The organism is Flintibacter sp., from assembly GCF_046973065.1.
The window spans coordinates 1-23,385 of record NZ_JBKVXZ010000042.1; the positions used below are offsets into that span (position 1 = coordinate 1).

23 protein-coding genes are annotated in these 23,385 nt (G+C 58.8%); 4 read left to right on the forward strand and 19 right to left on the reverse strand.

Features of this window, described 5'->3' with window-relative positions:
• The 4 genes from ACLTXB_RS13535 to dusB form a co-directional block, all read right to left on the reverse strand.
• Positions 1 to 989 (reverse strand): GTP-binding protein (locus ACLTXB_RS13535; RefSeq protein ID WP_428227370.1); only part of this gene is annotated, 989 nt, incomplete at its 3' end.
• 263 nt (positions 990 to 1,252) lie between these two features.
• Positions 1,253 to 2,137: an anti-sigma factor family protein gene (locus tag ACLTXB_RS13540; RefSeq protein WP_428227371.1), complete on the reverse strand. Its 885-nt coding sequence runs from the start codon at positions 2,135 to 2,137 to the stop codon at positions 1,253 to 1,255.
• Between the two features lie 5 nt (positions 2,138 to 2,142).
• Positions 2,143 to 2,754 (reverse strand): sigma-70 family RNA polymerase sigma factor, encoded by a 612-nt coding sequence (locus ACLTXB_RS13545; protein WP_110441489.1) that lies wholly within the window; start codon positions 2,752 to 2,754, stop codon positions 2,143 to 2,145.
• Positions 2,755 to 2,850: 96 nt separating this feature from the next.
• Positions 2,851 to 3,822, reverse strand: a complete 972-nt coding sequence (gene dusB / locus ACLTXB_RS13550; RefSeq protein ID WP_428227372.1) for a tRNA dihydrouridine synthase DusB — start codon at positions 3,820 to 3,822, stop codon at positions 2,851 to 2,853.
• A gap of 142 nt (positions 3,823 to 3,964) precedes the next feature.
• Between dusB and ACLTXB_RS13555 the strand changes: the two genes are divergently transcribed.
• The 3 genes from ACLTXB_RS13555 (at position 3,965) to ACLTXB_RS13565 (ending at position 7,798) form a co-directional block, all read left to right on the forward strand.
• Positions 3,965 to 5,167 (forward strand): ATP-binding protein, encoded by a 1,203-nt coding sequence (locus ACLTXB_RS13555; RefSeq protein WP_428227373.1) that lies wholly within the window; start codon positions 3,965 to 3,967, stop codon positions 5,165 to 5,167.
• Positions 5,168 to 5,260: 93 nt separating this feature from the next.
• Complete coding sequence (locus tag ACLTXB_RS13560) at positions 5,261 to 6,127, forward strand: esterase family protein (protein WP_110441486.1); 867 nt, start codon at positions 5,261 to 5,263, stop codon at positions 6,125 to 6,127.
• Positions 6,128 to 6,268: 141 nt separating this feature from the next.
• Positions 6,269 to 7,798: a hypothetical protein gene (locus tag ACLTXB_RS13565; protein WP_428227374.1), complete on the forward strand. Its 1,530-nt coding sequence runs from the start codon at positions 6,269 to 6,271 to the stop codon at positions 7,796 to 7,798.
• A gap of 19 nt (positions 7,799 to 7,817) precedes the next feature.
• Here the strand turns inward: ACLTXB_RS13565 and ACLTXB_RS13570 are convergent, their stop codons facing one another.
• From ACLTXB_RS13570 to ACLTXB_RS13625, 12 genes are all read right to left on the reverse strand, one after another.
• Positions 7,818 to 8,675 carry an Ada metal-binding domain-containing protein gene (locus ACLTXB_RS13570; RefSeq protein ID WP_428227375.1) on the reverse strand — a complete coding sequence of 286 codons (858 nt, stop codon included), beginning with the start codon at positions 8,673 to 8,675 and terminating at the stop codon, positions 7,818 to 7,820.
• A 138-nt stretch (positions 8,676 to 8,813) separates the two neighbouring features.
• On the reverse strand, positions 8,814 to 9,473 hold the full coding sequence (locus ACLTXB_RS13575) for an NUDIX hydrolase (RefSeq protein ID WP_428227376.1): 660 nt from the start codon (positions 9,471 to 9,473) through the stop codon (positions 8,814 to 8,816).
• Between the two features lie 138 nt (positions 9,474 to 9,611).
• Positions 9,612 to 10,430, reverse strand: coding sequence for a MurR/RpiR family transcriptional regulator (locus ACLTXB_RS13580; RefSeq protein ID WP_428227377.1), 819 nt, complete (start codon positions 10,428 to 10,430; stop codon positions 9,612 to 9,614).
• Positions 10,431 to 10,450: 20 nt separating this feature from the next.
• Positions 10,451 to 11,248, reverse strand: a complete 798-nt coding sequence (locus ACLTXB_RS13585) for a hypothetical protein (RefSeq protein ID WP_428227378.1) — start codon at positions 11,246 to 11,248, stop codon at positions 10,451 to 10,453.
• Positions 11,249 to 11,265: 17 nt separating this feature from the next.
• Positions 11,266 to 12,105 carry an energy-coupling factor transporter transmembrane component T family protein gene (locus ACLTXB_RS13590; RefSeq protein ID WP_428227379.1) on the reverse strand — a complete coding sequence of 280 codons (840 nt, stop codon included), beginning with the start codon at positions 12,103 to 12,105 and terminating at the stop codon, positions 11,266 to 11,268.
• Complete coding sequence (locus ACLTXB_RS13595; RefSeq protein ID WP_428227389.1) at positions 12,106 to 13,158, reverse strand: energy-coupling factor ABC transporter ATP-binding protein; 1,053 nt, start codon at positions 13,156 to 13,158, stop codon at positions 12,106 to 12,108.
• Positions 13,155 to 13,796, reverse strand: a complete 642-nt coding sequence (locus ACLTXB_RS13600) for an energy-coupling factor ABC transporter ATP-binding protein (RefSeq protein WP_428227380.1) — start codon at positions 13,794 to 13,796, stop codon at positions 13,155 to 13,157. Before ACLTXB_RS13600 ends, ACLTXB_RS13595 begins: the two co-directional genes overlap by 4 nt.
• 1 nt (position 13,797) lies before the next feature.
• A complete protein-coding gene (locus ACLTXB_RS13605; protein ID WP_428227381.1) occupies positions 13,798 to 14,640 on the reverse strand; it encodes a cell division protein FtsQ in 843 nt (280 codons plus the stop codon).
• A 184-nt stretch (positions 14,641 to 14,824) separates the two neighbouring features.
• Positions 14,825 to 16,249 carry an alanine/glycine:cation symporter family protein gene (locus ACLTXB_RS13610; protein ID WP_008982151.1) on the reverse strand — a complete coding sequence of 475 codons (1,425 nt, stop codon included), beginning with the start codon at positions 16,247 to 16,249 and terminating at the stop codon, positions 14,825 to 14,827.
• 21 nt (positions 16,250 to 16,270) lie between these two features.
• On the reverse strand, positions 16,271 to 17,200 hold the full coding sequence (glsA, locus tag ACLTXB_RS13615; RefSeq protein ID WP_110441473.1) for a glutaminase A: 930 nt from the start codon (positions 17,198 to 17,200) through the stop codon (positions 16,271 to 16,273).
• A gap of 133 nt (positions 17,201 to 17,333) precedes the next feature.
• A complete protein-coding gene (locus ACLTXB_RS13620) occupies positions 17,334 to 18,260 on the reverse strand; it encodes a LysR family transcriptional regulator (protein ID WP_020989407.1) in 927 nt (308 codons plus the stop codon).
• Between the two features lie 108 nt (positions 18,261 to 18,368).
• Complete coding sequence (locus ACLTXB_RS13625) at positions 18,369 to 19,517, reverse strand: CdaR family transcriptional regulator (protein WP_428227382.1); 1,149 nt, start codon at positions 19,515 to 19,517, stop codon at positions 18,369 to 18,371.
• A 120-nt stretch (positions 19,518 to 19,637) separates the two neighbouring features.
• Here ACLTXB_RS13625 and ACLTXB_RS13630 point away from each other — a divergent pair, with 120 nt between their 5' ends.
• Positions 19,638 to 20,603, forward strand: coding sequence for a D-2-hydroxyacid dehydrogenase (locus ACLTXB_RS13630; protein WP_428227383.1), 966 nt, complete (start codon positions 19,638 to 19,640; stop codon positions 20,601 to 20,603).
• Between the two features lie 146 nt (positions 20,604 to 20,749).
• Here the strand turns inward: ACLTXB_RS13630 and ACLTXB_RS13635 are convergent, their stop codons facing one another.
• Genes ACLTXB_RS13635 through pxpB form a run of 3 tightly spaced genes read right to left on the reverse strand, consistent with a single transcriptional unit; the run spans position 20,750 to position 23,337 of the window.
• Positions 20,750 to 21,508 (reverse strand): LamB/YcsF family protein, encoded by a 759-nt coding sequence (locus ACLTXB_RS13635; protein ID WP_428227384.1) that lies wholly within the window; start codon positions 21,506 to 21,508, stop codon positions 20,750 to 20,752.
• 18 nt (positions 21,509 to 21,526) lie between these two features.
• On the reverse strand, positions 21,527 to 22,612 hold the full coding sequence (locus ACLTXB_RS13640) for a biotin-dependent carboxyltransferase family protein (RefSeq protein WP_428227385.1): 1,086 nt from the start codon (positions 22,610 to 22,612) through the stop codon (positions 21,527 to 21,529).
• A 2-nt stretch (positions 22,613 to 22,614) separates the two neighbouring features.
• Positions 22,615 to 23,337, reverse strand: a complete 723-nt coding sequence (gene pxpB, locus ACLTXB_RS13645; protein ID WP_008982144.1) for a 5-oxoprolinase subunit PxpB — start codon at positions 23,335 to 23,337, stop codon at positions 22,615 to 22,617.
• Between the last annotated feature and the right edge of the window lie 48 nt (positions 23,338 to 23,385).

The following is a 23,385-nucleotide window of genomic DNA, read 5'->3' on the forward strand; positions in this document are numbered from 1 at the left end:
GAGGTGATGTTGCCGGAGAGAACCTTGATGAAGGAGTACTTGCCGTACTGGTCGGAGACGGTCTTGAACACGAAGGCACAGGGCACGCCGCCGGGAGCGACTGCGAACTCCTCCTTGGTGCCGTCGGGAGCAACGCCCTTACGCATGTTGCCCTCGGCGGGGTTGGGCATGAGTTCCACGATGTTGTCCATCAGCATCAGAGAGCCCATGGTGTTCACAGCGGAGCCGCACAGCACGGGGAACAGGGACAGCTCGCGCACGCCCTGGCGCAGGCCCTGGATCATCTCGACATAGGTGAAGTCCTCGCCGGAGAAGAACTTATCCATGAACTCCTCGCTGGTCTCGGCCACGGACTCCTTCAGAGCGTCGTTGAACTCGGTGATGACGTCTTCCTTGCCTTCGGGGATGTCGATCTCAACGCGCTTGCCGTTCTGCATCTCATAGGCGCGCTTGTTAAGCACGTCGATGATGCCGGTGACCTTCTTGTTCTCGTCCCAGATGGGTACGACCACGGGAGCGATCTTGTTGCCGAAGCGCTCACGCAGGGCATCGAAGGTGGCGTTGTAGTCGGAGTTTTCCTCGTCGGTCTTGGAGATATAGATAAAACGGGGCATATCCCGCTCTTCGCAGTATTTCCAGGCCTTCTCCAGGCCCACGGAGATGCCGTCCTTGGCGGAGCAGACGATGATGACGGCGTCGGCCACGGTGAGGGCCTGCATCACTTCGCCGGAGAAGTCAAATCCGCCCGGAGTATCCAGCACATTGATCTTACATCCCTTGTACTCCAGAGGAGCCACAGAGGTGGTGATGGAGATCTGACGCTTGATCTCCTCCTGATCGTAATCGCATACGGTATTTCCGTCGGCACACTTGCCCATGCGGTCGATGGCGCCGGTCATATACAGCAGGCTCTCGATCAGAGCGGTCTTACCGCTTCCACTGTGACCCAACAGGCAGACGTTACGGATGTTTTGTACAGAATAGCTCATGGTTGATCCAACTCCTTGTTTCGAACATCTGTGACACATATGCGCAGAGTTTGCACTCTGGCATGTGGTACAATCCTGTTGGTTATTATAACGTAATACCCTGGTTCTGGCAACTGTTTTTTTGGCGCGATTGCCCGTTGTACCCCGGGTGAGCCGGGAGATTCCATACCTTTTTTTATGAAAAGTGCCTAAAAAGCGAGGAATTGTATAAATTAACAAAGAATATAAAAAAGGGACCCGAAAAATTCCGGGTCCCTTTGGGATTATTTTCCGCTTTCGCCCAGACGGACGATACAGGTTTCGCTCCAGGGGGTGGAGGTGACGGTGTATTCCGCCTTTTCCTCATCTAAAATCCGGCACAGCTGCTCCAGCACCTGGCTGGTCACGGTGCAGCTGACGTTTCCCTCGTTGTCCACAGACCACTCATTCAGAGCGGGCAGCAGATCGGAGACGCCATCCGGCATGGTGTAGAGCACCAGGACCGTCTGAGTGGATGCGGTGGAAATCTGGGCCTTGTTCTGCGCGTCGGGTTCACCGCTCTGGCCCTCAAAACCGCTGACCGATGAGTCGGGGGTTGTCTGGCCGGAGGACTGAGAGCCCTGCGTGCCGCTTGATTCTACCTCCGGCTGGGGATCCGCGGTGCGGGGCTGGGGGACGGAAGCGGGATCGCTGTCCCCATCGTCGGGAGCCTGGGCGGGGTCCACACCGTATTGGGTGGCAGAATCGCTCTGGGAGCCGTCAGCAGTGCCAGACGACTGGGAGGATACTTCGCCCTGACCGGAGGTGACCATGCCGCCGCTCAAATTCCCATCCTGGGGCAGGGAGCGGTAAATGCCAATGCAAAGGAGGGCGCAGGCTGCCAATCCCGCCAAAGCCCGGACCTGAGGCCGGCACCACAGGGGAATCACCTTGGGCTTGCTCTGGGTCTGCTGCTGCACCTGAGCCATCACACGCTGAGTAAAGTCTGCCGGGGCCTGGATCTCTCCCAGGTTCCGCAGGGCCTGGTCCAGCTGTTCCAGCTCCTCCTTGTCCTTGCGGCAGGATGGACAGGCGGCCAGATGTTTCTCCAGCTCCTGCTTCTCCTGAGGGGAGAGGGGTTCGTCTAACTGCTGGCTGAGCAGTTCCCAGGCGCGTTCACACGAGATCACAGCCATCACCTCCGTTTCGTTCCTTCTTTTTGGGTAGACGTGTCGGAGGCAAAAAAGTTCCCTTCCGCAGTCAAAATTTTTTTCAAAGCCAGCCGGGCGCGGGCGATGCGGGATTTTACCGTGCCCAGGTCCAGGTCCAGCGCCGCTCCGATCTCCTGGTAGGACAGGCCGGACAGCTCCCGCATGACCAAAATCTCCCGTTGGTGGTCGGGGAGAGCTTGCAGGCCTGCCTCCACCGCTTCCTGCGCCATGCGGCGCTCCGTCTGAAGAGCGGGATCAGCCTGGTGGTCGGCGGGTTCCCAGTCGCTCTCGCCGTCCTCTCCGGTGAGGGAGGCGACTTCCAGGTCTCGGCGGCGCTTGCGGCGGCGGAGATGGTCGATGCAGGCGTTGCTGGTGAGACGGTATACCCAGGTGGAGAAGCTGCTCTCCCCCTTGAAGGTGGGCAGAGCCCGCCAGGCATTGAGAAAGGCCTCCTGGGCTGCGTCCTGGGCGTCTTCCGGGTCGCCCAGCATCCGCAGGGCCAGGGAATACACCCGGTTTTGGTTGTCCAGCACCAGCTGTTCAAAGGCTCCTTGATCGCCTGCTTTGGCCCGGGCGATCAACTCCGCTTCTGTCATCTTCTCCACCTCCTTCCCCCGCTTTCTTGAAAGAAAGCTTGGCAAAGAACTTTGTGGGAAACTTCGTTTCCCTTCTGTTTTGGTTACATATGGCCCTTACGTCAGGTCCCGCAAGATCCCCTTGGTCACCTTATATACGTCCTCCAGGGTAGTGATCTTCACGATTTGTTCTTTATAATAGCCTGCGTGGGGCACGCCCTTGAGATACCAGGCATAGTGCCGCCGGGCCTCCAGACAGGCGATCTTCTCGCCCTTGTTGGCCGCCGACAGCTCAAACTGCCGCACTGCAGTGCGGCACCGCTCCTCCAGAGGGGGCATGGGCGGGATCTCCCGGCCCTCCAGGGCGGCCTTGCACTGGGCAAACAGCCAGGGATTTCCGAACACGCCCCGGCCGATCATCGCCATGTCCGCTCCGGTGTATTTCAGGATCCGGGGCGCGTCCTCGCCCTTAAAGACATCGCCGTTGGCAATAACCGGGATCTTCACTGCCTTTTTGACCTCCCGGATCCAGTCCCAGTTGGCGGTGCCGGAATACATCTGGGTGCGGGTGCGGCCGTGGACAGCCACGGCGGCGGCGCCCGCCTGCTCCATGGCCTTGGCAAACTCCACGCAGTTGATGGAGCCCTTGTCCCAGCCCAGGCGGAATTTTACCGTCACCGGGCAGCCTGCGCCGCGGATCACTGTCTCCAGCACCTTGACTGCCTTGTCCGGGTCCCGCATCAGGCCCGAGCCGTCTCCAGAGTTTGCCACCTTGGGCACCGGACAGCCCATATTGATGTCGATAAGGTCGGCCCCGGATACCTCGTGGGCAATGGCCGCGCCCTCTTGCATGCACACCGGGTCGCTGCCGAAGATCTGAGCGGCGGCGGGGTGCTCCCCCTCTCCCAACTGGAGCAAGGGAACCGTCTTTTTATCCTGATAGCACAGGGCCTTGGCGCTGACCATCTCGGTGCAGGTCAGGCCTGCGCCCTGCTCCCGGCAGATGGTGCGGAAGGCCACGTCGGTGACTCCGGCCATGGGGGCCAGAGCCAGGGGTGTTTCAATGTTGATTCCAGCGATGGATATCATGTGTCCTCCTATGGTCAAGGGCCGGAAAACCTTCCCGGCCCGAACTGTTCACGCCATTGTATCACACCCTGTATTGGTTGACAAGGGCGGCGGAAATTATTAAAATTGGGAAAAACCCTGTATATATAAGGAGAGAGAAACCATGGAGCTTGCCCTGCGTGCCGCCGCTCTGGGCGGCGTGAGCGTTTACCGTCCCATCCTCAAAACCCCTCTGATGACCGCGCTGAGCCAGCTTTTGCAGGCCTGCCGGGGCGGAGCGGGACAGGAGGCTCTGGACCGATACACCGAAGTGTTCTATCAGCTGCGTCAGGAGGGATTTTCCGGCCTGGGTGATTGGCTGTGGGATCAGCTGCGCTACACCGACAACCCCTACGGGACTCTGGTAGACCTGGGCGGAGAAGACCCGGTGCTGGAGGGGGCTGCCCGCCGGGATGTGCAGGCCCTGATGGACCTGGCCAGCACCCCCTGTACGGCCTATCTGGAGGCCATGACTGCCGCCCTGCCCCAGGAGTATGCCTCCGTGGTGGAGGGCCTGCCCCAGTGGGAGACCCAGGTCCCCTTTGATTTTGAGTCCCTTACCGACTTCTACCGGGAGAATGGCTGCGGCCTGTACGCCCGGTATCGGGCTTTCCTGTGGGAGGAGGGACATCTGGTTCCGGTGCCCGATCCTGATTGCCCTCACCCCATTGAGCTGCTGGGCTATGAGCAGCAGCGGCAGCAGGTGCTGGACAACACCCGTCTGCTCCTCTCCGGCCGCCCGGCCAACAACGTGCTGCTCTTCGGCGACGGCGGAACCGGCAAGTCGGCTACCGTGAAGTCCATGCTCTACCGGGAGGGGATGGAGGACCTGCGCCTCATTGAGATCCAGAAGGAGAACCTGGTGGGCATGTCCCAGCTGATGCGCTCTCTGGGAGGCCGCCGGCACAAGTTCATCCTGTTTATTGACGACCTGGCCTTTGATCAGGACGATAAGACCTACTCCTCCATGAAGACCATCCTGGAGGGCGGCCTGGAGAAGCGCCCGGCCAACGTAGCCATCTATGCCACCTCCAACCGCCGCCATCTGGTGCGCCAGAACTTCTCCGACCGGGGCACCGACGAGGTGGATGCCTTTGAGACCATTGCGGAGAAGACCGCCCTGGCCGAGCGCTTTGGCCTGCGCATCCCCTACCTCACCATGAACAAGAAGGAATACCTCAGTCTGGTGGATCATCTGGCCGGACTGGAGGGTCTGGAGATGGACCAGGAGGTGCTCCATGCCAAAGCCATGGAGTGGGAGATCCGCCATGCTGGACGCACACCCCGGGTGGCACGGCAGTTTATTGCATCCCTGCGTACACCCTGAGGGGGACCTCTTGTCCCCAGTCCGCATATGTGGTATGATATGGAATAAGAATGTATCCGCTTGCACAAGCATTCTGCTTTGGGAGGTGGGTTTATGATCACCGCGTACCATAAGGAATACAGCGACTGCCTGGGCCGGGATATGGAATTCAAGGTCTATGGTTCCGGCGGTAAGCCTGTGCTGGTCATCCCCGGCGAAAAGGGCCGCTTCTTCCAGTGGGAGGAGACCGGGATGGTGGAGGCGCTGAAGTCGGAGCTGGAGCGGCACCGCCTGCAGCTGTTTGTGGCCGACACCATCGACGCGGAGACGGTGTGCAACCAGTGGGGCGACCCCTACCACCGGGTGCGCATGCACGAGGGTTGGTACCACTATGTGGTGGATGAACTGGTCCCCCGCATCGGTGAGCTGAACGCCACCGGGCAGGATCTGCTGGTGGTGGGCTGCTCCATGGGTGCCTACCACGCGGCCAACTTCTTTTTGCGCCGCCCCGACCTATTTGACGGGCTGATCGCCCTGTCAGGCGTGTACGACACCTATGGGATGTACCAGGGCTATATGGATGAGGTGGCCTATGCCAACGACCCTTGTGTCAGCCTGTCCGGCATGGCTTTGGACCACCCCTATATTGATATGTTCAACCGTCGGCGTATGGTGTTCTGCTGCGGGCAGGGAGCGGGAGAGGAAGCCTCCCTGGCAGCTACCCGCCGTCTGGAGCAGGTATTCCTGCGCAAAGGTATTCGGGCCAGAATGGACTACTGGGGCTTTGATGTGGATCACAGCTGGTTCTGGTGGAACAAGCAGATGCCCTACTTTTTGCCCTATGCCCTGGGAGAAGAGCCTTGGCCGCCCAGAGCCAGAGAGGACCGGGAGGAGCCGGAGCACGCCTATTATCCCTACTATCCTTACTCCCCCTTCCCGCCCAGAGAGCGGCTGCTCTACTTTGAAGAGGACTTTGATTAACGAAAAGCCTTCGTTTCCCAACGGGAAACGAAGGCTTTTTTACGCTTCACGCGGTCGGATCTGTTTGGGCCTGCATTGGCAGAACAGGTGGGATATGGTATGATAGCATCAAACACTTTCTTCTTTGGGGAGGCGGGCCATATGGATGAACTGGTGTATCTGTTTGAGCTGGACTCCGTGCGCAACTCACCCCAGGAGATCCTTCGGGCACAGTGGGCTATGTTTCGGGAGGTGGCGCTAAAGGGAAACCGGGTGGTGCTCTCCTTCAATCAGCTCACGGACTCAGAGGGCTTTTTGTGCGGCGTGCGGGACCCCAAACTTTATCCCCATCTGGCGGCTTTGTTTGAAATGGGTGTGCTGAAGTACTCTCGTTTTGCTCCGGGGAGTTATGGAAAGCCGGTGGATGACGCTGCCCTGCGCAGAGAACTGTCCTCCTGCCGCAGCGAACATGCCCCATTGTTTCAAGCCGGTGTACTGAAGGCATATGATCCGCTGCCCAGCCGAGCCCCGCAGCGTATTTTGCGCACGGCCTCCCACTACATTCAAAACGGGGTAGACCAATGCCTCAGTGACACCAAGGGACGATTCCTTTTTTCCGCGCTCCCGTTCCGCTCAGATAACAAAAGGATGCTTTCTGCCATTCATTATGCACTGGAGTACAGTGATCCATCGATTCTGGATGAGGTACACCATGCAGCTGCCAACCTCAATACCGATGGAGTGGGGGAGAAGGGGGAGACCTTGAAGCGGGAGAGGCTGGATTTTGCCAAAACCTATGTGGAACTCATCCTTCGCCTGAGCCGGGAGCCGCTGGCAGCAAATCCGCCGCAGCTGGAACCCCATCCGCCTATGACGGAATTCTTGTCTCGTGTACTGATACGGTGTGAAGCGGCACAGCCGCCCCAGGCTTTCCCTCTCTGGCCTCAGCTGTGCCGAGGTGCACAAGTAATTGGACAGCTTTGGCCCATAGTACAGGAGCGGGGAGCACTGAACCAGCGCAGTGACTGGTACGCTGTTCTTCGTACAGCTCAGGCCAAAGGGTGGGATGTTTCCTCACTGTGCATGGCCGAGGCCATTGTGGATCTGTGCTATAATTATACCATTGCTGAGAGTATTCAGGGACTGACCCGAAACTTCCGGGACGAAGAACTGTTTTGGCAGGATTTCCTTCAGCGGCTGCCGTCGTACTGGAAGGATGGCCAGCAGGGCGTCCATAAGTTTCTTAAACCGGACAGTACCGCTCCGGCGCTTGCACCGCCCGCAGGCCGCCTGCCGCGTTGGGATACAGCGTCCCGGTTGGTCCGGCATGCCCCAGGTTGGCATCAGAAGGAAGCGGACGCTCCCGCAAAAGGCAGAAAAAGAGGCTGGGGGCGATATATCGCCCTCAGCCTGTGTCGCCAGATTATCATTGCGCTGTTTTATGGCCTGCTCTTCCTTTTGGTCTCCCGGCTTTTGGAATTGCCTGAGGATCTGTTTCTGAATCTGGGGGCGCAGGGCCATGTAAATCCCCACGCCCTGACCGCACTTAGTATCGTGATTTTTGGTGTGGTGGGTTCCTTTATCTCCTGGAAGTTCAATTTGCTGGACATTCTGGAGATTTTTCGCCAGTTTGGTCTGTCCCTGTGGGACGGAGCAGTCTTGCTGCGAGCATGGCTGAGAGACCAGAGGTGAGAAGTATGGGCTAACCAGGTTATGTTCCGGGATGGCATACTCCGCAGGGGGAGTAGCCGGCTTGCTGTGCCTCGTCTGCAGTATCAAACCAGATTTCGTTTTCTTTCAAAATCTTTTCTGCATACCGACAGCTGGGGTAATGGTATTTATCCGATTCCAGGCTGCCCACAAAAGTCCCTTCCGTCTTCACTGGCGGTTGAGTGTCTCCTCCTCCCTGATGGCCGGAGTCTTTTTTGGCTGCCTCGTACTGTGACGAGGTAAAAATACCCTCATTGATCATCTTTTGCGCTAAGGTGTTGTTTTTGCCATTTTCCTTTGCATCCAGAGCCGCCCAGGATACCAGTGCCACGTCTCCACGCAGAAAAGTTGTGCTCTGTGCAGAATATTTTCCATCGGTAATTCCTAATTGGTCGGTCAGGATCCAAGCCTGATTCCACTGAAAGTCTTTACCGCTTTCATACCCCAGTGCCTTCAGAACAAAGGTCAGATATTGAGAAGCGGTGATAGGCTGATTTCCGCCATAGGTTGTGGCTGAAAGACCTGAGGTCAACTGGTGGGCATAGGCATAGCCAACATAGGGTCTGGCCCAAGGTTCGACATCCGTAAACGGAATATCCCAATTCCCTGCTTTAGCCTGCTCTGTCTTCCCAATCAGAGCGACTAACATAGTAATTGCTTCGTTACGGGTGGGAACACGATCCAGCTCATATATCGGGGTGCCGTCACTGTTAATTCCCGTTCCGCCAAAAAGCCCCAGCGTATACAGGGCATCGGCAGATGCTTTGGATTGGGTATCCGCTGCAAATGCACTTGGGATCACAGGCAGAATTAGTATCAGTGACAGGAATAGTCCAAGCCATCGGTTCATCCGTTTCATATCCGTTCTCCTCCACATCTTTTGTTTTAGGGCAAGGAAATTGATTCCTTGCCCTTTTCGTACCATTGTATCACATATTCCATATGATTCCAAAAATATTTTTGTATACGGTTCTGAGGGATGTATGGAGGCCTAAAATCAAGTCGTTTCTTTTTTTCGGCACAGATACTGTAAATAGGCGCCCAGAGTAATTCCGTCAGTAATGGTGCCGTCGGCCACCTGCTGAGCCATCTCCTCCGGTGTGACCCAGCGCAGACCGTGGATGCCCTCTCCGTTGTCGGCGGGGATGTCTACTTCCCCTACCTGGGCACAAAATATCTGTACCTTGCCTGCACTGATGCCGGTATCGGTCTGAATTTCCCCCAAAAACTCCAATTCCTCTGGGGCAATGCGGACACCCAGCTCTTCCCAAAGCTCCTTGGCTCCGTTTTCCGCTGGAGTCAGATCCTCCCCAAAGCCTCGGGGAAATTCTCCGCCGCTCTCCATACGGGGGGGATGACGGAAAATGGACAGAAGACCAAAACGGCCATTCCGGCAGGGAATCACGACCACACCATTACTCTTGTGGGGGTAGACCACCCGGGCGTAGGTATATAGCTCCCCATTTTCCCGTATGCACAGATCAGCCAGAACAAAGTAGTAGGGCGAGTTGTCGTAGACGACCCCTACCGGTTTTCCAGTAGAGGCAGAATAGTTTCGCAGTGTCTCCTCGTCCATGCAAAGAGGAATCTGATCAGAGGGGGCGAAGAGCTCAGGCCGCCGGGCGGCCAGCTGAAAATACTGGGTGATCGAGTCCATACCGGTCTCCTTTCGCCGAAATATACGGAAGAAATAAATCTGGATTTTCTATGCCAACATCATAATATATGCAGAAAAAAGCTGCAAGCCTTGTTTCATTTGGCTCGCAGCTTTTTCCTTTTTTAAAGGGGAAGCCTTTTACAGCTGCCCTCCGTAGTCCTTTTTCATCTGATGCAGACGCTCCAGCGCCTGGACACCCTGTGAGCCCAGCCGCTCGGTCACCGCCACCACCAGCGCATCAGCCAGGGCGGCGGGGGCTGCCATGGAGTGATATTCCTTGGTTTCACCGCGGTAGGCAAACAGGGAGATGTCGGCCCGCTCCTCCAGCGGCATGCAGGTCCGGCTCACAAAGGCCAGAGTGCGGTAGCCGGCGCGGCGGCTTTGCTCCAACAGCACCCGCCCCTCTTTGGACAGCTTGGAGAAGCTGAACAGGATCACCGTGTCTTCCTCTCCCGCTTGGGCCAGCCCTTCCAGCAGCTCGGAGCCTCCCGAGGGCAGCAAAGACACATTCAGCCCCAGCCGACGCAGGCGGAAGTGGAGCATCTGAGCCAGGGAGGCAGAGGCATTTTTTCCGTGGATGAAGATTCGGCGGGCTCCGGACACAGCCTCTACGCCCCGCTGGAACTCCGCCTCATCCAGCTGCTGGGCAGTTTTGCTCAGACAAAGCTGCTGGTGCTCCAGCCAGGCAGCAGGAGAGAAGCCGCCCTCCCGGCCCAGAGTGCCCGCCATTTTGGCTGCTGGGCCTGCGGACTGCTCCATCACCAGGGCCTTTAACGACTTATAGTCCCGGCAGCCTACATGGCGGGCAAACCGGGACACGGTGGCGTCAGACATGTCCAAAGCCTGGGCCAGCTGGCCGATGGATAAATACAGGAAGGTATCCCGGTTGGTGTTGATAAATTCCAGGATCTTTTGCTCGGATCGGGTCAGATCCCCGACATCCACAGAAAACTGCATGGTGGTTCCTCCACGTTTTTTCAGGCAGAGACTGCTTTGGTCAGTACTGCCACATAGTCGCCGCCCAGGGCGTAAATTTCCTTGAGAGAGCGTTTGAGCAGGCAGGCAGTGCGCACCTGAAAGGCTGCGCTGTCGACCAGCTGGATCTCATACCGGCCTGCCAGCATCTCCTGGTGCATCTCCTCCACCGTATCAAAGGTTCCTTCAAAGCAGGTGGCAATGCAGCCGTACTGCACGGCCTGGTGGGTGTCACTGCCTGATACCACCGGGATGTCTAGCGTCTGTCCCAGGTCATAGGTCAGACGCTGGGTGCGCTCCCGGTCCAGCGCCATGTCCTTGCCGTTGAGGTCCAGAAAGTTCAGCCGCTTCAGCTGGTCCAGAGGCAGCTCCGGCACATGGCCGGGGGCGCGGTAGGGGTGGCCGCAGCCCACCAGAACGGGATACTGTTCAAACAGGTCCATGAGCTTTTCAAAGGGCAGGAATTTTCCCTTTCCCTTGTAGGGCTCCAACTGGCGGTTGAGCTCCAGAATGGCCTCCAGAGGACCTACCGACAGGATGTGTCCGCCCTCGGCCACATCGGTCTCCATGCCGGGGAAGATGCGCAGGCCGTTGGGGAGCTCCAGAGTGTCGCCCACCCGGCGGCTCTTGGAGGCGAGATAACCGTACAGGTCGGAAAACTGGAGGGTGTTGAAGTGCTCGGTGAGGCAGAGAGCGTCCAGCCCGGCACGCCGGGCCTCGTCGAAGAGCCAGTCGGTGTATACGGTGGAAAAGGGCAGCTTTTTGGCCAGCTTTCCGTGAGTGTGAAAATCAAGACGCAAGAGAATAACCTTCTTTCTTATGACAGCAGGGTGGAGGCCAGCAAGGCTGCCGTCATCCACAAAAAGGAGACGGCCAGAAACAGCAGGTCGTTGTAGGTGACCTTCAGGGAGGCCAGCTTGATCTTTTTTACCGCTTTGCTGCTGGCGGCGTAGCGGTAGCCCCGCAGCTCCAGTGCCTCCACGGTGGTGCGGGAGCGCTTGGCGGTGTTGAGCATCAGGGGGTAGAAGGCGTGCATGATGACCTTGACCTGATAGATGAGGTAGCGCACCTTGCCCATCAGGGTGTCATGGGCAGGAGGATTGCCCCGCAGGCGGTAGGACAGCAGCACGTTCTGAAATTCCTCCATCAGCATGGGCAGCATCCGGTAGGAGTAGGAGATGGAAAAGCTCAGCCGCTCGGGGCAGCCATACCACAAAAGGCCGTTGGACAGCCGGTCGGGGTCCAGGCCGGAGAACACCGTCACCGAGGCCAGAGAGATGGTGGCCACCTTCAGGGTGAGCACCAGCAGCGGGGCAATGGCGGAGGCGTCACCGCCAAAGAACAGGGTGATCAGAAACAGATAGCCTGTCTGGGAGAACACACCCAGTGCGAAAAGGAACAGCACCAGTCCGGCCACCCGGGCCAGTACCGTGGTGGCCATCACCAGAGTGAAGCAGCCCAGCAGCAGGGGAATGTCATTTAAAAACCAGGGTACCAGGCCGAAGAACAGATACCACACCAGCAGAATGCGGGGGTCCAGGGCGGCAATGACGGTGTCATCGTTGCCGTAGGCGTTTTTCAGCACCTGACTGCGGAGAAAGTCCATAGAGAATTTGTCCAGCAGGTTGTCGGACAGCTTCGCCATCATTTTTTCCATTTATGACACCTCCTGAAAACATGCGGCAAACTCGTCAATGGTGTAGCACAGCGCGTTGGGATTGAGACTGCGGGCCATGGTGAAGATCTCCGGTGGGCGGATGCCCACCTGCTGGGCCACATCCTGGCGGGAAAAGATCTTGTCCACCGGTCCGTCGGCCACCACCTTGCCCTGGCACAGAACCACCACCCGGTCAGCCCACTGACATACCAGCTGCATGTCGTGGGTGGCGATGACGGCGGTTTGGATCACGTCCTTCATGTCGGTGAGCACAGACAGGATCTCCCGCCGGGTGGCAATGTCCAGGTTGGCGGTGGGCTCATCCAGCAGCAGGATGCCGGGGTTGAGGGCGATGCCGATGGCCAGACTGGCCCGGCGCATCTGCCCGCCCGACATGAGCCGCCCGTCCCGCTGGGCCAGCTCGGTAAGCCGGAAGCGCTCCAGCAGCTGCCGGGTGCGCTCCTGCCAGTCTTTCTCTCCCCGGACCCGCATGGCGTAGGCGATGTCGGCCTGGATGGAGTCCTGAATAAACATCTCCTCCGGGTTCTGATAGACCAGAGAGACCTGCCGGGACAGCTCCTCAGCGGGCTTATCCCCGATGGGAGAGCCAAACAGAGAGACGGTGCCAGCCTTGGGCCGCAGCAGGCCCACCATCAGCTTCATCAGGGTGGATTTGCCCGCCCCATTGGAGCCGATGAGGGCTACCTTTTCTCCCCGATGCAGCTCCAAGTTCAGATCCTGAAAGACGGTGCGGGGCTCTCCTTTGACCGAGCGGTAGGAGAGCTCTACGTTGGAGAAGGTGACAGCCGGTTCCTCTCCCGGTTCCGGCTTGGAGCGGGGAGGAGCGGGATGGAAGGACAGAGAGGCAAAGGCCTGTTTGCCCTCCTCCACCGTGGTGGGCAGGCGGTCCAGCGCGGCGAGGCTTCCCTCGCTTTTCAGGCGGTAGGCCGCCTGGGTGACCTGGGGCGGGAAGATGTTGCAGGCCTCCAGCTCCTCCACCCGCTGCAAAGCCTCTCCGGTGGGCAGTATCCATTGCACCTCTCCGTCCTTCATGAGAAGCACATTTTTGCAGTAATCGGCAATGTACTCGGTGTGGTGCTCGATGACGATGATGGTCTTGCCCTGCTGGTTGAGGTGCCGCAGTACCTCATAGATCCGGTCGGCGTGCATGGGGTCCAGCTGGGCGATGGGCTCGTCCAGAATAAGAATGTCCGGCCCCAGAGATACCGCGCCGGCCAGAGCCGCAGGTGGGTCTGGCCGCCGGACAGCTGCCAGACATACTCCTCCTCCCGGCCCTCCAGCCCGCACTGGGACAGGGCCTGCCTTCCCCGCTCCAGGTAGTCGGGGAAGGCGTAGTTGAGGCAGGAGTAGGACGCATCGTCCAGCACGGTAGGCCGCACGATCTGATTTTCAAAGTCCTGATAGACATAGCCCACCTTCCGGGCCAGAGCGCCAACGTCGGTCTGCAGCGTGTCCAGACCGTGGATTTTGGTACTTCCATGATAGCTTCCTGTAATAAAATGAGGAATCAATCCATTCAGGACTTTACACAAGGTGGACTTCCCGCAGCCGTTGTTGCCAACGACTGCAAGGAAGTCCCCTTGTGGAATGGTTAGGGAAATGTGCTTCAGGGTGGGCTGGGCGGCGCCGGGGTAGGTATAGGTGAGGTCTTGGATCTCGACTGCGTTCATCTTATCCCACCGCACCGGCCTTGCCGTTCTTCTTCATCACCAGCAGGACTGCCACAGCCAGAACGGCGGCTACCAGCATACCGGCAGCCAGGGCGGTGCCGCTCTCGGCCCACTCGGCCTCCCAGTCGATGAGGGACATGCCGGCGGTGGCGGCCAGCTCAGCCACGACCGCACACACAAAGCCGATCACGCATACCACAATGGCCTTGGGACTGATGCCGGAGACGGCGCTGTCCGGGGTGCGGGGCTGCATGCCTACCAGGGGCTCGATCTTGCCGTACAGCTTGGGCACCAGGTACAGGGTGGGCAGCAGGCAGAACAGAATGCCGGAGAAGAGAAGGTCATTGCAGAAGGCAAAGCCCTCGGTGGCAAAGACGCTCTCGGGCAGACCCTCCACCGCCTCGAAGTCCTCCACGGCGAACTGGACTTTGGCGATGTCCACGACGGTGCCCATCAGCAGCTGGGCGGCGGTGCCGGTGATGGCGGCCACGCCTACCATGACCCGATTGGAGGGATCCTTGACCATACGGCCGGCGATGTACACGCCGATGGTGACGGTAATGAACTTCTCCAGTTCACCCAGACCGCCGAACTGGCCCAGCATGATCTCGCTGAACACCAGCTCACCGGTGGCAGCGCCCAGAGCGGCGGACAGGGGATCAAAGAGCATCGCCAGGGTCAGGGGAATGAACAGGAAGTACTCCACCGAGAACTCCACCAGTCCCACCTGGAACTTGGGGATCAGCTCGGTAAACAGCGTGGCCAGTCCGTACAGGGACATGGTCAGCACAAAGATCATCAGTTTCTGAGATTGTGTGGCAGAACGATTTTGGATGGTACTCATGGTAATAGCCTCCCACTTAGATTTGTGTTTCTCTCTCACACGAGCACCAGTGTAACAAAGCAATGTAAATCTGTCCTGCACAGCGGTGTAAAATGTAAATGAAGTTTCATTGCTGTTCTGCATGAACATAAAAAGCGGGAGCGCTCCCGTAGGAGCGCCCCCTTTAGAAAGGAAGAGGAACTATTTAATTCCAGAAATCCACCTTTTCCTTCAGGCCGATGGAAGAGGCCTTGAACTCCGGATTCTTGCCGGACTTCTTTTGCTGAATGTAGTCGTCGAGGCAGCGCAGGGCGGGCTTGAGGAGCAGGACGATGACAGGCACATTGATGAGAGCCATCAGACCCATGAGCACGTCGGCGGTATCCCAAACCACGGTGAGCTGCATGGTGGCGCCCAGGCACACCACCACGGTGGCGATGGCCCGCTGGACGTACACGGCGGTGCGGGAGGGAGCCTGGTTGAAGAGGTAAGACAGGCCGGTCTCTGCATAGTAGAAGTTGCCCAGCAGGGTGGTGAAGGCGAAGAGGAACAGGGCCACGGTGATGAAAATTACGCCGAACTGACCCAGAGTTCCGGCCATGGCCTGCTGCACGAAGGGCATGCCGGCGGCCTCCGCGGTGGGATCCACGCCGGAGCACAGCAGCAGCATAGCGGTAGCGGTGCAGACCACGATGGTGTCGATGAACACGGACAGAACCTGGACCAGGCCCTGCTTGGCGGGGTGGGACACGCCGGCGGAACCGGCGGCGCAGGCGGCGGCGCCGATGCCGGCCTCGTTGGAGAACAGGCCGCGCTTGATGCCCTGCATCAGAGCGGAACCCACAAAGCCGCCGAAGATGGCCTGGAAGTTAAAGGCGTTGCGGAAGATGCTGGCAAACACGGCGGGGATGAGGGAGATGTGGGTAAAGACCACAAAGAGGGTGACGGCCAGGTACAGCACGCCCATCACAGGCACCAGCACAGCGGTAATGTTGGCGATCTGCTTGCCGCCGCCGCTGATGCACACCAGGAACACCACGGCCAGCACGATGCCCACGATCCAGGGGGTGAGGGTGGGATCATAGAAGCTGTAAGCCTTCAGAGAGTCGGCAATGTTGAAGGAGGCCACCAGGTTAAAGCCCACCATGTAGGTGAGGATCATCACCACGGCGAAGAGAACGCCCAGCCAGCGCTGCTTGAGAGCCTGCTCGATGTAGTAGGCGGGGCCGCCGTAGCAGCTGCCGTCCTTGGCACGCTTCTTATAAATCTGAGCCAAAGTACCTTCCACAAAGGCGGTGGCGCTGCCCAGCAGGGCGGTGACCCACATCCAGAACACCGCGCCGGTGCCGCCCAGGCAGATGGCGGTGGAGATGCCGGCGATGTTGCCGGTACCCACGCGGGAGGCGGTGGAGACCATCAGGGTCTTGAAGGCGGAGATGCTGTTCTGGTCCTCGCTGGGCTGCATGACGATGCGGATAGATTCGGGCAGGAACCGGAACTGGACGAACTTGGTGCGCACGGTAAAGTAGATGCCGCCAGCCACCAGCAGGACAATGAGAATGTAGGTATAGAGATAGTTGCTGATGCTGCCGATGAAACCGCTGTATGCGGCTGCGATGGTCTCTAACATGTCGAGGTACCTCCTGTTTGTTTAGTCTGTTTGGCTGTCCGTGTCAAAGATGTGCAGATGCAGCTGCTGGGACAGATGGCGCAGCACACGCTCTCCGGCCACGCTGTTGCCCTTGCCGTCCAGGGCAGGACCGAAGATGCCGATGCCCATCCGCCGGTCCACCACCGACAGGATGCCGCCGCCAACGCCGCTCTTGGAGGGGATGCCCACCTGGACGGCAAAGGTGCCCGAGCCGTCGTACATTCCACAGGTAAGCATGATGGTCTTGACTACCCGGACGGTGTCGGGGGAGAGCAGGCGCTCTCCGGTGGCAGGGCAGATGCCGCCGCCGGCCAGCAGCAGGCCAAGTCCTGCCAGACTCTCCGCCGTCACGCTCAAAGAGCACATGCGCACGTAAAAGTCCAGTGTGCGCTCCACATCGCTGCGGATCACGCCTTTGTTCTCCAGCAGGTAGGCGATAGCCCGGTTGCGGGAGATATTGGACATCTCCGAGTGGTAGACCTTTTCGTCCAAAACGATCTCCGGGTCCATACACAGCTTTCGGGTAAAGGCCAGCATTTTGTCAAAGGAGATCTTGGGCTCCAGGTAGCTGTCCACAGCGATGGCTCCGGCGTTGATCATGGGATTGCTGGGGGAGCTGCCCGCCGCCTCCAGCTTGCCCATGGCGTTGAAGGCGTCCCCGGAGGGCTCCATGCCCACTTGAGCAAATACGGTCTCAAAGCCACACAGCTCCAGGGCGGCGGCCAGGCTGATGACCTTGGAGATACTCTGGATGCTGAAGCGTACCTTGGTGTCGCCGGCGGAGAACCGCCCGCCGTCCGCGGTAAAGACGCAGGCACCCAGCTGGTGCTTGTCCACCTTGCTCAGCTCCGGAATGTACGATGCAGTCTGTCCCAGTTCCGCCGCAGGCCTGGCCGCGGCCACTGCCTGGGCAAGTACGGTCTGGATCATGGTGTTTTCCTCCTTGATGTTGACGCGTTGGCTTTCTGGGCTCAAGCATAGCAGGCACAGGCACGTTTGTATAATACGAAACTGTTTTGGTGGATATAAATAAAACGGATAGCGGAGACCGCTATCCGTTTGGTTAATTTAGTCTGGCTTTTACATTTTCAATAAATTCCTGGGTGATGTCCGACAGCGGTTCTCCCTCCATTTTCACATAGCCGAACTCAAACATGAAGTCACAGCCGCTGATGGGGACCGACATGGCCTTGTAGCCGGCGTCCTGCATCTCGAAGTCGTGGATCCCGATGCTGTAAAAGTCGCTCACAGAAATCAGGCGCATGAGAGACTGTCGGTTGGACAGGTAGATCACCTTGGAATTGTTGCTCTCCATGCCCTGAAGCTGCGTTTCAAAGAGGTTATGGGCCAGGTCGTCATACTGGCCAAGGTATCGGATCATGCCGTAGGGAGCCAGGGCCTGCAGGGTAATGGGCTTGTGCTGACGCACCAGGGGGTGATTTTTGGAGATGACGATGTGGGGCTCCACATAGGCCAGACTGCGGTAGACCATCCGCTGGGAGGAGAGAAGCTTTTCCATCTCCCGGCGGCGCTTGCTGTCAAAGTGAAATACCCCCACCGTGGCCCGGCCGGAGAGTACGTCGTCGATGACCTCCTCGGCGTTGCCCTCGTAGAGCCGGTGGGAGAAGGAGGGCTGGTCCTGGTGGTTGAGGACCACTTCGATAAAGCTCTCCATTACATGAGAAAACTTGGTCATAGAGACGGAAAGATGGTTAAATTCAGCGGTTTTTATGCTGGGTCGCCGCAGACAGTTCATCTCCTCCAGCACCCGGGCGGCATGCTTTAAAAACTCCTCCCCCTCGGGCGTGAGGGTGACCCCCTGGTTGCTGCGGTTGAGCAGAAGATAGCCCATCTCGTTTTCCAGGTCGTGGATGATCTTGCCCAGATGGGGCTGGGAAATAAACAGCGCCTGGGCCGCTTTGTTGATGGAGCCCAGCTGGGCCACTTTAATAAAGCACTCCAGATGCTTTAAATTGATATTGTACGGCATCTCGGTCTGACCCCCTTTAAAAAAGGATGACTTAAGTTTTATCAGCGAAATTATATCACTTTCCAACAAAGAACTCCAGGTGCTCGCTATTGCTATTTGTGATAAGCGTCATTTCTGTGGGTTATTTCCCCCGGGAAAAGAATTGCGTTCTGCATCCAAAAACTGCATGGCGATATAGAGCATCGCGGCGTCTCTGGGGCGGCGCAGGTCGTAGCCGGTATACTGGGCCAGTTTGCCCATGCGGTAGCGGAAGGTGTTTTTGTGTACGTGGATGCTCTGGGCGGCCCGTTCTACATTGCCCTCACAGCGGAAATAGAGGACTAGACACTCCAGCAGCTCCTCCCGCTCGTCCTCCGGGACCGTTTCAAAAATGGCCCGGCACACATCCGCTTTCACCTTGGGCTCCAGGTTCTGCAGCACAAAATCCAGGGAGATGCCGCTGTACTCCAAAATGGTGTGGTTTTTTGCCGCGGCCCGGGCGGCGATCTTGGCCTCGTTATAGCAGCGGCGGATATCCTCCGCGCCCCGGGACAGGGAGCTCAGCCCGCCGCTGAGTGTGACCTCATAAAAGCTCTCCGCTGCCTGCTGAAACTGTTTGAGTACCTCCAGGGCTTTCTGCTCGGGACCAAACACCAACAGCAGACGGCGGTTGACCACGGCGCACAGGGTCTGTTCCCCCTGGACATAACGCTGGGCCATCTGCAGAAGCCGCCCGCCGTGAAGCTCCGGAGGCTGGGCGGTGCCGCGGGGCTCATACTCCAGAATGGCGATGCGCTTGGGCTCCCGGATGTCGATGTCCAGCAGCGCGCCCCGCTCGGCAAAGGCGGACCAGTCCAGGTTCTGGGCGAAGAGCCACTCCTCCAAAAACAGGCTCCGGGCCTGCTCCACCAGCAGGCTCTGCTCCTGCTGGCGCATGGTGGTCAGCAGGATCTCGGTCATTTTCTTCACAATGGCACCGAAATCCCGCACCGCGTCGGGAGGACCGGTGATGCCGATGACCCCCTCGCAGTTCCCGTCCACATAGATGGGCAGGTTTACCCCCTGCTGAGCGCCCGGTCCCTCCTCTCCGGCGGCCACCTCCAGCACCGGAAGCTGCTGCTCCAGGATTTCCTTGGCGATGGTGTGCAGCTGACCGATCCGCTTGGGGTCGGTACTGGCCAGAATGGTGCCCGTGCGGTCCATGATGTTCACATCCCGGCCGATGGTCTCCTTGATTTCCTCTACGATCCGCATTCCGTTCTCTTTGGTCAGGAACATGGTGCTCGCCTCCTGGGGTTTGTATTTCATATAAAAATTTTATCTTACTTTTGGCCCAAATACAAGAACGGGTTTGCTATATTGAGGATAACAAAACAGAACCTGAAGGAGGAATTCTGAATGAAAATCGTAGTTCTGGATGGATATACCGAGAACCCCGGCGATCTGAGCTGGGACGAGCTGGCCAAGCTGGGCGATCTGACCGTCTATGACCGTACCTCCTATGTGGAGGATCCCATCATTGCCGAGCGCATCGGCGACGCCGAGGTGGTCATCACCAACAAGACCCCCATCTCCAAGCAGACCATTGACAAGTGCCCCAACATGAAGCTCATCGCCTTCCTGGCTACCGGCTACAACGTGGCCGACTACAACTACGCCAAGGAGAAGGGCGTGCTGGTGTGCAACGTGCCCACTTACGGCACCGCCTGCGTGGGTCAGTACGCCATCGCTCTGCTGCTGGAGGTGTGCCACCACATCGGCCACCACGATAAGACCGTCCACGAGGGCAAGTGGGCCAATCACATCGACTGGTGCTACTGGGATTACCCCCTCATCGAGCTGGACGGCAAGACTGCCGGTATCATCGGCTTTGGCCGCATCGGCCAGACCACCGGCCGCATTGCCAAGGCTCTGGGCATGAAGGTGCTGGCTTATGACCTGTATCCCAACGACTCCGGCAAAGCCATTGCCGAGTACGTGGATCTGGACACCCTGCTGGCCCAGTCCGACGTGGTCTTCCTGCACTGTAACCTCACTGCCGACAACGAGAAGATGATCAACAAGGCCAACATCGCCAAGATGAAGGACGGCGCCATCCTCATCAACAATTCCCGCGGCCAGCTCATTGACGAGCAGGACGTCACCGACGCTCTGAAGTCCGGCAAGCTGGGCGCCGCCGGCCTGGACGTGGTATACACCGAGCCCATCAAGGCCGACAACCCCCTGCTCACCGCCCCCAACTGCATCATCACGCCCCACATGTCCTGGGGTGCCAAGGAAGCCCGCCAGCGTATCATGGATATCACCGTGGACAACGTGAAGGCCTACATCAATGGCAGCCCCATCAACGTGGTGAATAAATAAGCCAGTTTGTTTTCCCTTCCTACATACGCCCCCTGAGCCCAATGGCTCAGGGGGCGTATCGTTTGCATCTGGATATGACAGCAGCCCCATTGCAGTGCCGTTCTGCAATGGGGCTGCTGTCATGTTTTACTGGAAAGACCAAAGTGTCACTGGAAGTTGCGGATCTGGATGCCCTCAGCTTCAAACTCCTTGCGGATGCGCTCCACAAAGGCCAGAGCCTTGGCGCCGTCGCCGTGGACGCACAGGGTGTCGCCCTGGATAGCGACTTCCTTGCCGGTAATGGCGGTGACCTTGTGCTCCTTGATCATCTTGATGCAGCGCTCCACCGCCAGGTCCTCATCGGTGATCATGGAGCCGGGCTGCTTGCGGGGGACCAGGGACAGGTCCTCCATGTAGGCGCGGTCGGCGAAGATCTCAGCCGCGGTCTTCAGGCCGATCTTCTGAGCCTCCTGGCCCAGAACAGCGCCGGCGCAGTAGAAGATGCGGATGGAGGGGTCGATCTCATATACCGCCTCACAGATGGAGCGGGAGACCTCCCGGTCATACTGGCACAGGTTGCCCAGTGCGCCGTGGGGAGCCACATGCTGCAGCTTCAGGCCATAGCTCTGGGTGAAGGCCATCAGAGCGCCGATCTGATACTTCATGTAGTTTTTGACCTCGTCGGTGGACAGGACCATCTTCCGGCGGCCAAAGCCCATCAGATCGGGATAGCCGGGGTGAGCGCCCACGGCCACGCCCCGCTCCTTGGCCATGCGGACCACCTTATCCATGACCATGGGGTCGCCGGCGTGGTAGCCGCAGGCTACGTTGGTGGAGGTGATGTGCTGGATGATGCCCTCGTCGTTTCCGATGCGGTAAGCGCCGAAGCTTTCGCCCATGTCGCTGTTCAAATCGATGGTATACATGAAACGCACCTCTTTCTGTTACTGGGAGACCACCTGGATGGAGGTCTCATAGACTTTTCCGTTGACGGTAATGCGGTAACGGCGCACAGGACCAGGCAGGGTAGTCGCGGGGTAAACGGGAGACTGGTGAGCCTGGACCGAAGGCTGAGCCTGGGGCGCCGGAGCATTCAGATTTTGATCCAAGGTGTTGAGCCGCTGCTGCATCTCCCGCCACAGCTGGTGGGCCTGGGGGACGGTGACCGACTGGAAGCGGATGATGTCGCCGGGGCGGCACTGGCCGATGACGGGCAGGTCGGCGGTGATGACGGTAGCAATCTTGGTGTAGCCGCCCACGGTCTGGCGCTCGGCCAGCATGATGATGGGCAGGCCCGAGGTGGGCACCTGGATGGCGCCGGTGACCATGCCGTCGGAGATGATGTTGCCGTCTACTTTATGCTCGATGACCGGGCCGTCCAGACGGCAGCCCATACGGTCAAAGTCGTTGGTCACATGATAGGGCTGGCCCAGGAAGGTTTCGATGCCTTTGGGGGTGAAGGCGTCGTCCTGGGGACCGAGAATGACCCGCAGGACCCGCTGGTTTCCGGCGGGCATGGGGTGGTCGGTGCGGCGGGATTCCATGCGGGGCAGGGTGGTCTTGGGAGCCAGGAAGGAGATCTCATCTCCCTTGGCCAGCTTGCGGCCCTCCAAGCCGCCTACCTTATTCTGCACACCGGTGGCCCGGCTGCCCATCACCTCGGGGACATCCAGTCCGCCGGCAAAGGCCACGTAGGTCCGGCAGCCGGTGCGGGCAGCCCGCAGCTTCAGCACTGAACCCGCCTTTACCAGAACCGCCTGGTTCATGGGCAGGGGCTTCTCGTCCAGCAGGGGCATCATATCCCCGCCGGTAACGGCGATGATGTTGTCCTGAGTAAAGCGCAGGGTGGGACCCAGCATGGTGGCCTCCAGAGCGCTGAGATCTCTGGAATTGCCCACCAGAATATTGGCGATCTGGAAGGACTCCAGATCCATAGGGCCGGAGGGGGAGACGCCGAACTGCTCATAGCCGTACCGGCCTTTATCCTGAATGGTGGTCAGGACTCCGGGATTTTCTACTACGATGCCCATGTTCAGCCCTCCTTTTCATAGGTTTTGGGCTGGTAGCAGCCAAGCTCTACCTGCCGCTTGATATCCATGAATTCCGCCTTGTCCACCGGGACATGGCGGATCCACTGGCCCGCCTTGAGCAGGAAGGGGTTCTTCTTGCGGTAGTCACAGGCCAGAATGGGAGTGGTGCCGATGATGTTCCAGCCGCAGGGCTGGTCGAAGGGGATGATGTCGCTCAGGCCCAGCTGCACCACGATGCTGCCGCCGGGAATGCGTACCCGGGGGGTCTCCCGCCGCTTGAAGGAGAAGGGATTCTCAAAGCGGGCGGTGTAGGGGTGGCCGGGCGCAAAGCCCAGCATATACACATAATAATCGCTCTGACTGTGGATGCGGATGATCTCTTCCTCGGTCTTGCCCTCGATACGGGCGATCTCCTCCAGATCCAGGGCATATTCGCCTTCGTAGAGGACAGGGATCTCGGTGACAATGGACTTGGGGAGGCTAGACAGATCCAGGTGCTTGACGCCCTGGTCAATGGCCTCCTTCAACTGGTCCAGATCTGCGGTGAGAGGGTCATAGTGGATGACCAGGGAACGGTAGGTGGGGATGAGTTCTCCGATCCCGGGGAGCCGCCGCTCCTCCAGAGCACGCTTCAGGGCCACCACCTTCCGGTTGACCTCCATGCTGATCTCATTTTCGAATTCTACCAACAGGGCCTGATCGCCCACGTCATGTAAGGTATACATAAAGGTTCCTCCACTTGTCCGGCCGGTCCATGGTTATGGACCGGCCGG

Bases quoted from the DNA above. Each gene is read 5' to 3' on its own strand.
- ACLTXB_RS13640 (WP_428227385.1), bottom strand. From the start codon at position 22,612: ATGGGCATCGTAGTAGAAAATCCCGGAGTCCTGACCACCATTCAGGAT.
- glsA (WP_110441473.1), bottom strand. From the start codon at position 17,200: ATGATCCAGACCGTACTTGCCCAGGCAGTGGCCGCGGCCAGGCCTGCG.
- ACLTXB_RS13620 (WP_020989407.1), bottom strand. From the start codon at position 18,260: ATGCCGTACAATATCAATTTAAAGCATCTGGAGTGCTTTATTAAAGTG.
- ACLTXB_RS13590 (WP_428227379.1), bottom strand. From the start codon at position 12,105: ATGGAAAAAATGATGGCGAAGCTGTCCGACAACCTGCTGGACAAATTC.
- pxpB (WP_008982144.1), bottom strand. From the start codon at position 23,337: ATGTATACCTTACATGACGTGGGCGATCAGGCCCTGTTGGTAGAATTC.
- ACLTXB_RS13545 (WP_110441489.1), bottom strand. From the start codon at position 2,754: ATGACAGAAGCGGAGTTGATCGCCCGGGCCAAAGCAGGCGATCAAGGA.
- ACLTXB_RS13580 (WP_428227377.1), bottom strand. From the start codon at position 10,430: ATGCAGTTTTCTGTGGATGTCGGGGATCTGACCCGATCCGAGCAAAAG.
- ACLTXB_RS13570 (WP_428227375.1), bottom strand. From the start codon at position 8,675: ATGAAACGGATGAACCGATGGCTTGGACTATTCCTGTCACTGATACTA.
- ACLTXB_RS13595 (WP_428227389.1), bottom strand. From the start codon at position 13,158: ATGAAGGACGGAGAGGTGCAATGGATACTGCCCACCGGAGAGGCTTTG.
- ACLTXB_RS13605 (WP_428227381.1), bottom strand. From the start codon at position 14,640: ATGAGTACCATCCAAAATCGTTCTGCCACACAATCTCAGAAACTGATG.
- ACLTXB_RS13630 (WP_428227383.1), top strand. From the start codon at position 19,638: ATGAAAATCGTAGTTCTGGATGGATATACCGAGAACCCCGGCGATCTG.
- ACLTXB_RS13635 (WP_428227384.1), bottom strand. From the start codon at position 21,508: ATGTATACCATCGATTTGAACAGCGACATGGGCGAAAGCTTCGGCGCT.
- ACLTXB_RS13575 (WP_428227376.1), bottom strand. From the start codon at position 9,473: ATGGACTCGATCACCCAGTATTTTCAGCTGGCCGCCCGGCGGCCTGAG.
- ACLTXB_RS13560 (WP_110441486.1), top strand. From the start codon at position 5,261: ATGATCACCGCGTACCATAAGGAATACAGCGACTGCCTGGGCCGGGAT.
- ACLTXB_RS13610 (WP_008982151.1), bottom strand. From the start codon at position 16,249: ATGTTAGAGACCATCGCAGCCGCATACAGCGGTTTCATCGGCAGCATC.
- ACLTXB_RS13600 (WP_428227380.1), bottom strand. From the start codon at position 13,796: ATGAACGCAGTCGAGATCCAAGACCTCACCTATACCTACCCCGGCGCC.
- ACLTXB_RS13555 (WP_428227373.1), top strand. From the start codon at position 3,965: ATGGAGCTTGCCCTGCGTGCCGCCGCTCTGGGCGGCGTGAGCGTTTAC.
- ACLTXB_RS13625 (WP_428227382.1), bottom strand. From the start codon at position 19,517: ATGTTCCTGACCAAAGAGAACGGAATGCGGATCGTAGAGGAAATCAAG.
- dusB (WP_428227372.1), bottom strand. From the start codon at position 3,822: ATGATATCCATCGCTGGAATCAACATTGAAACACCCCTGGCTCTGGCC.
- ACLTXB_RS13565 (WP_428227374.1), top strand. From the start codon at position 6,269: ATGGATGAACTGGTGTATCTGTTTGAGCTGGACTCCGTGCGCAACTCA.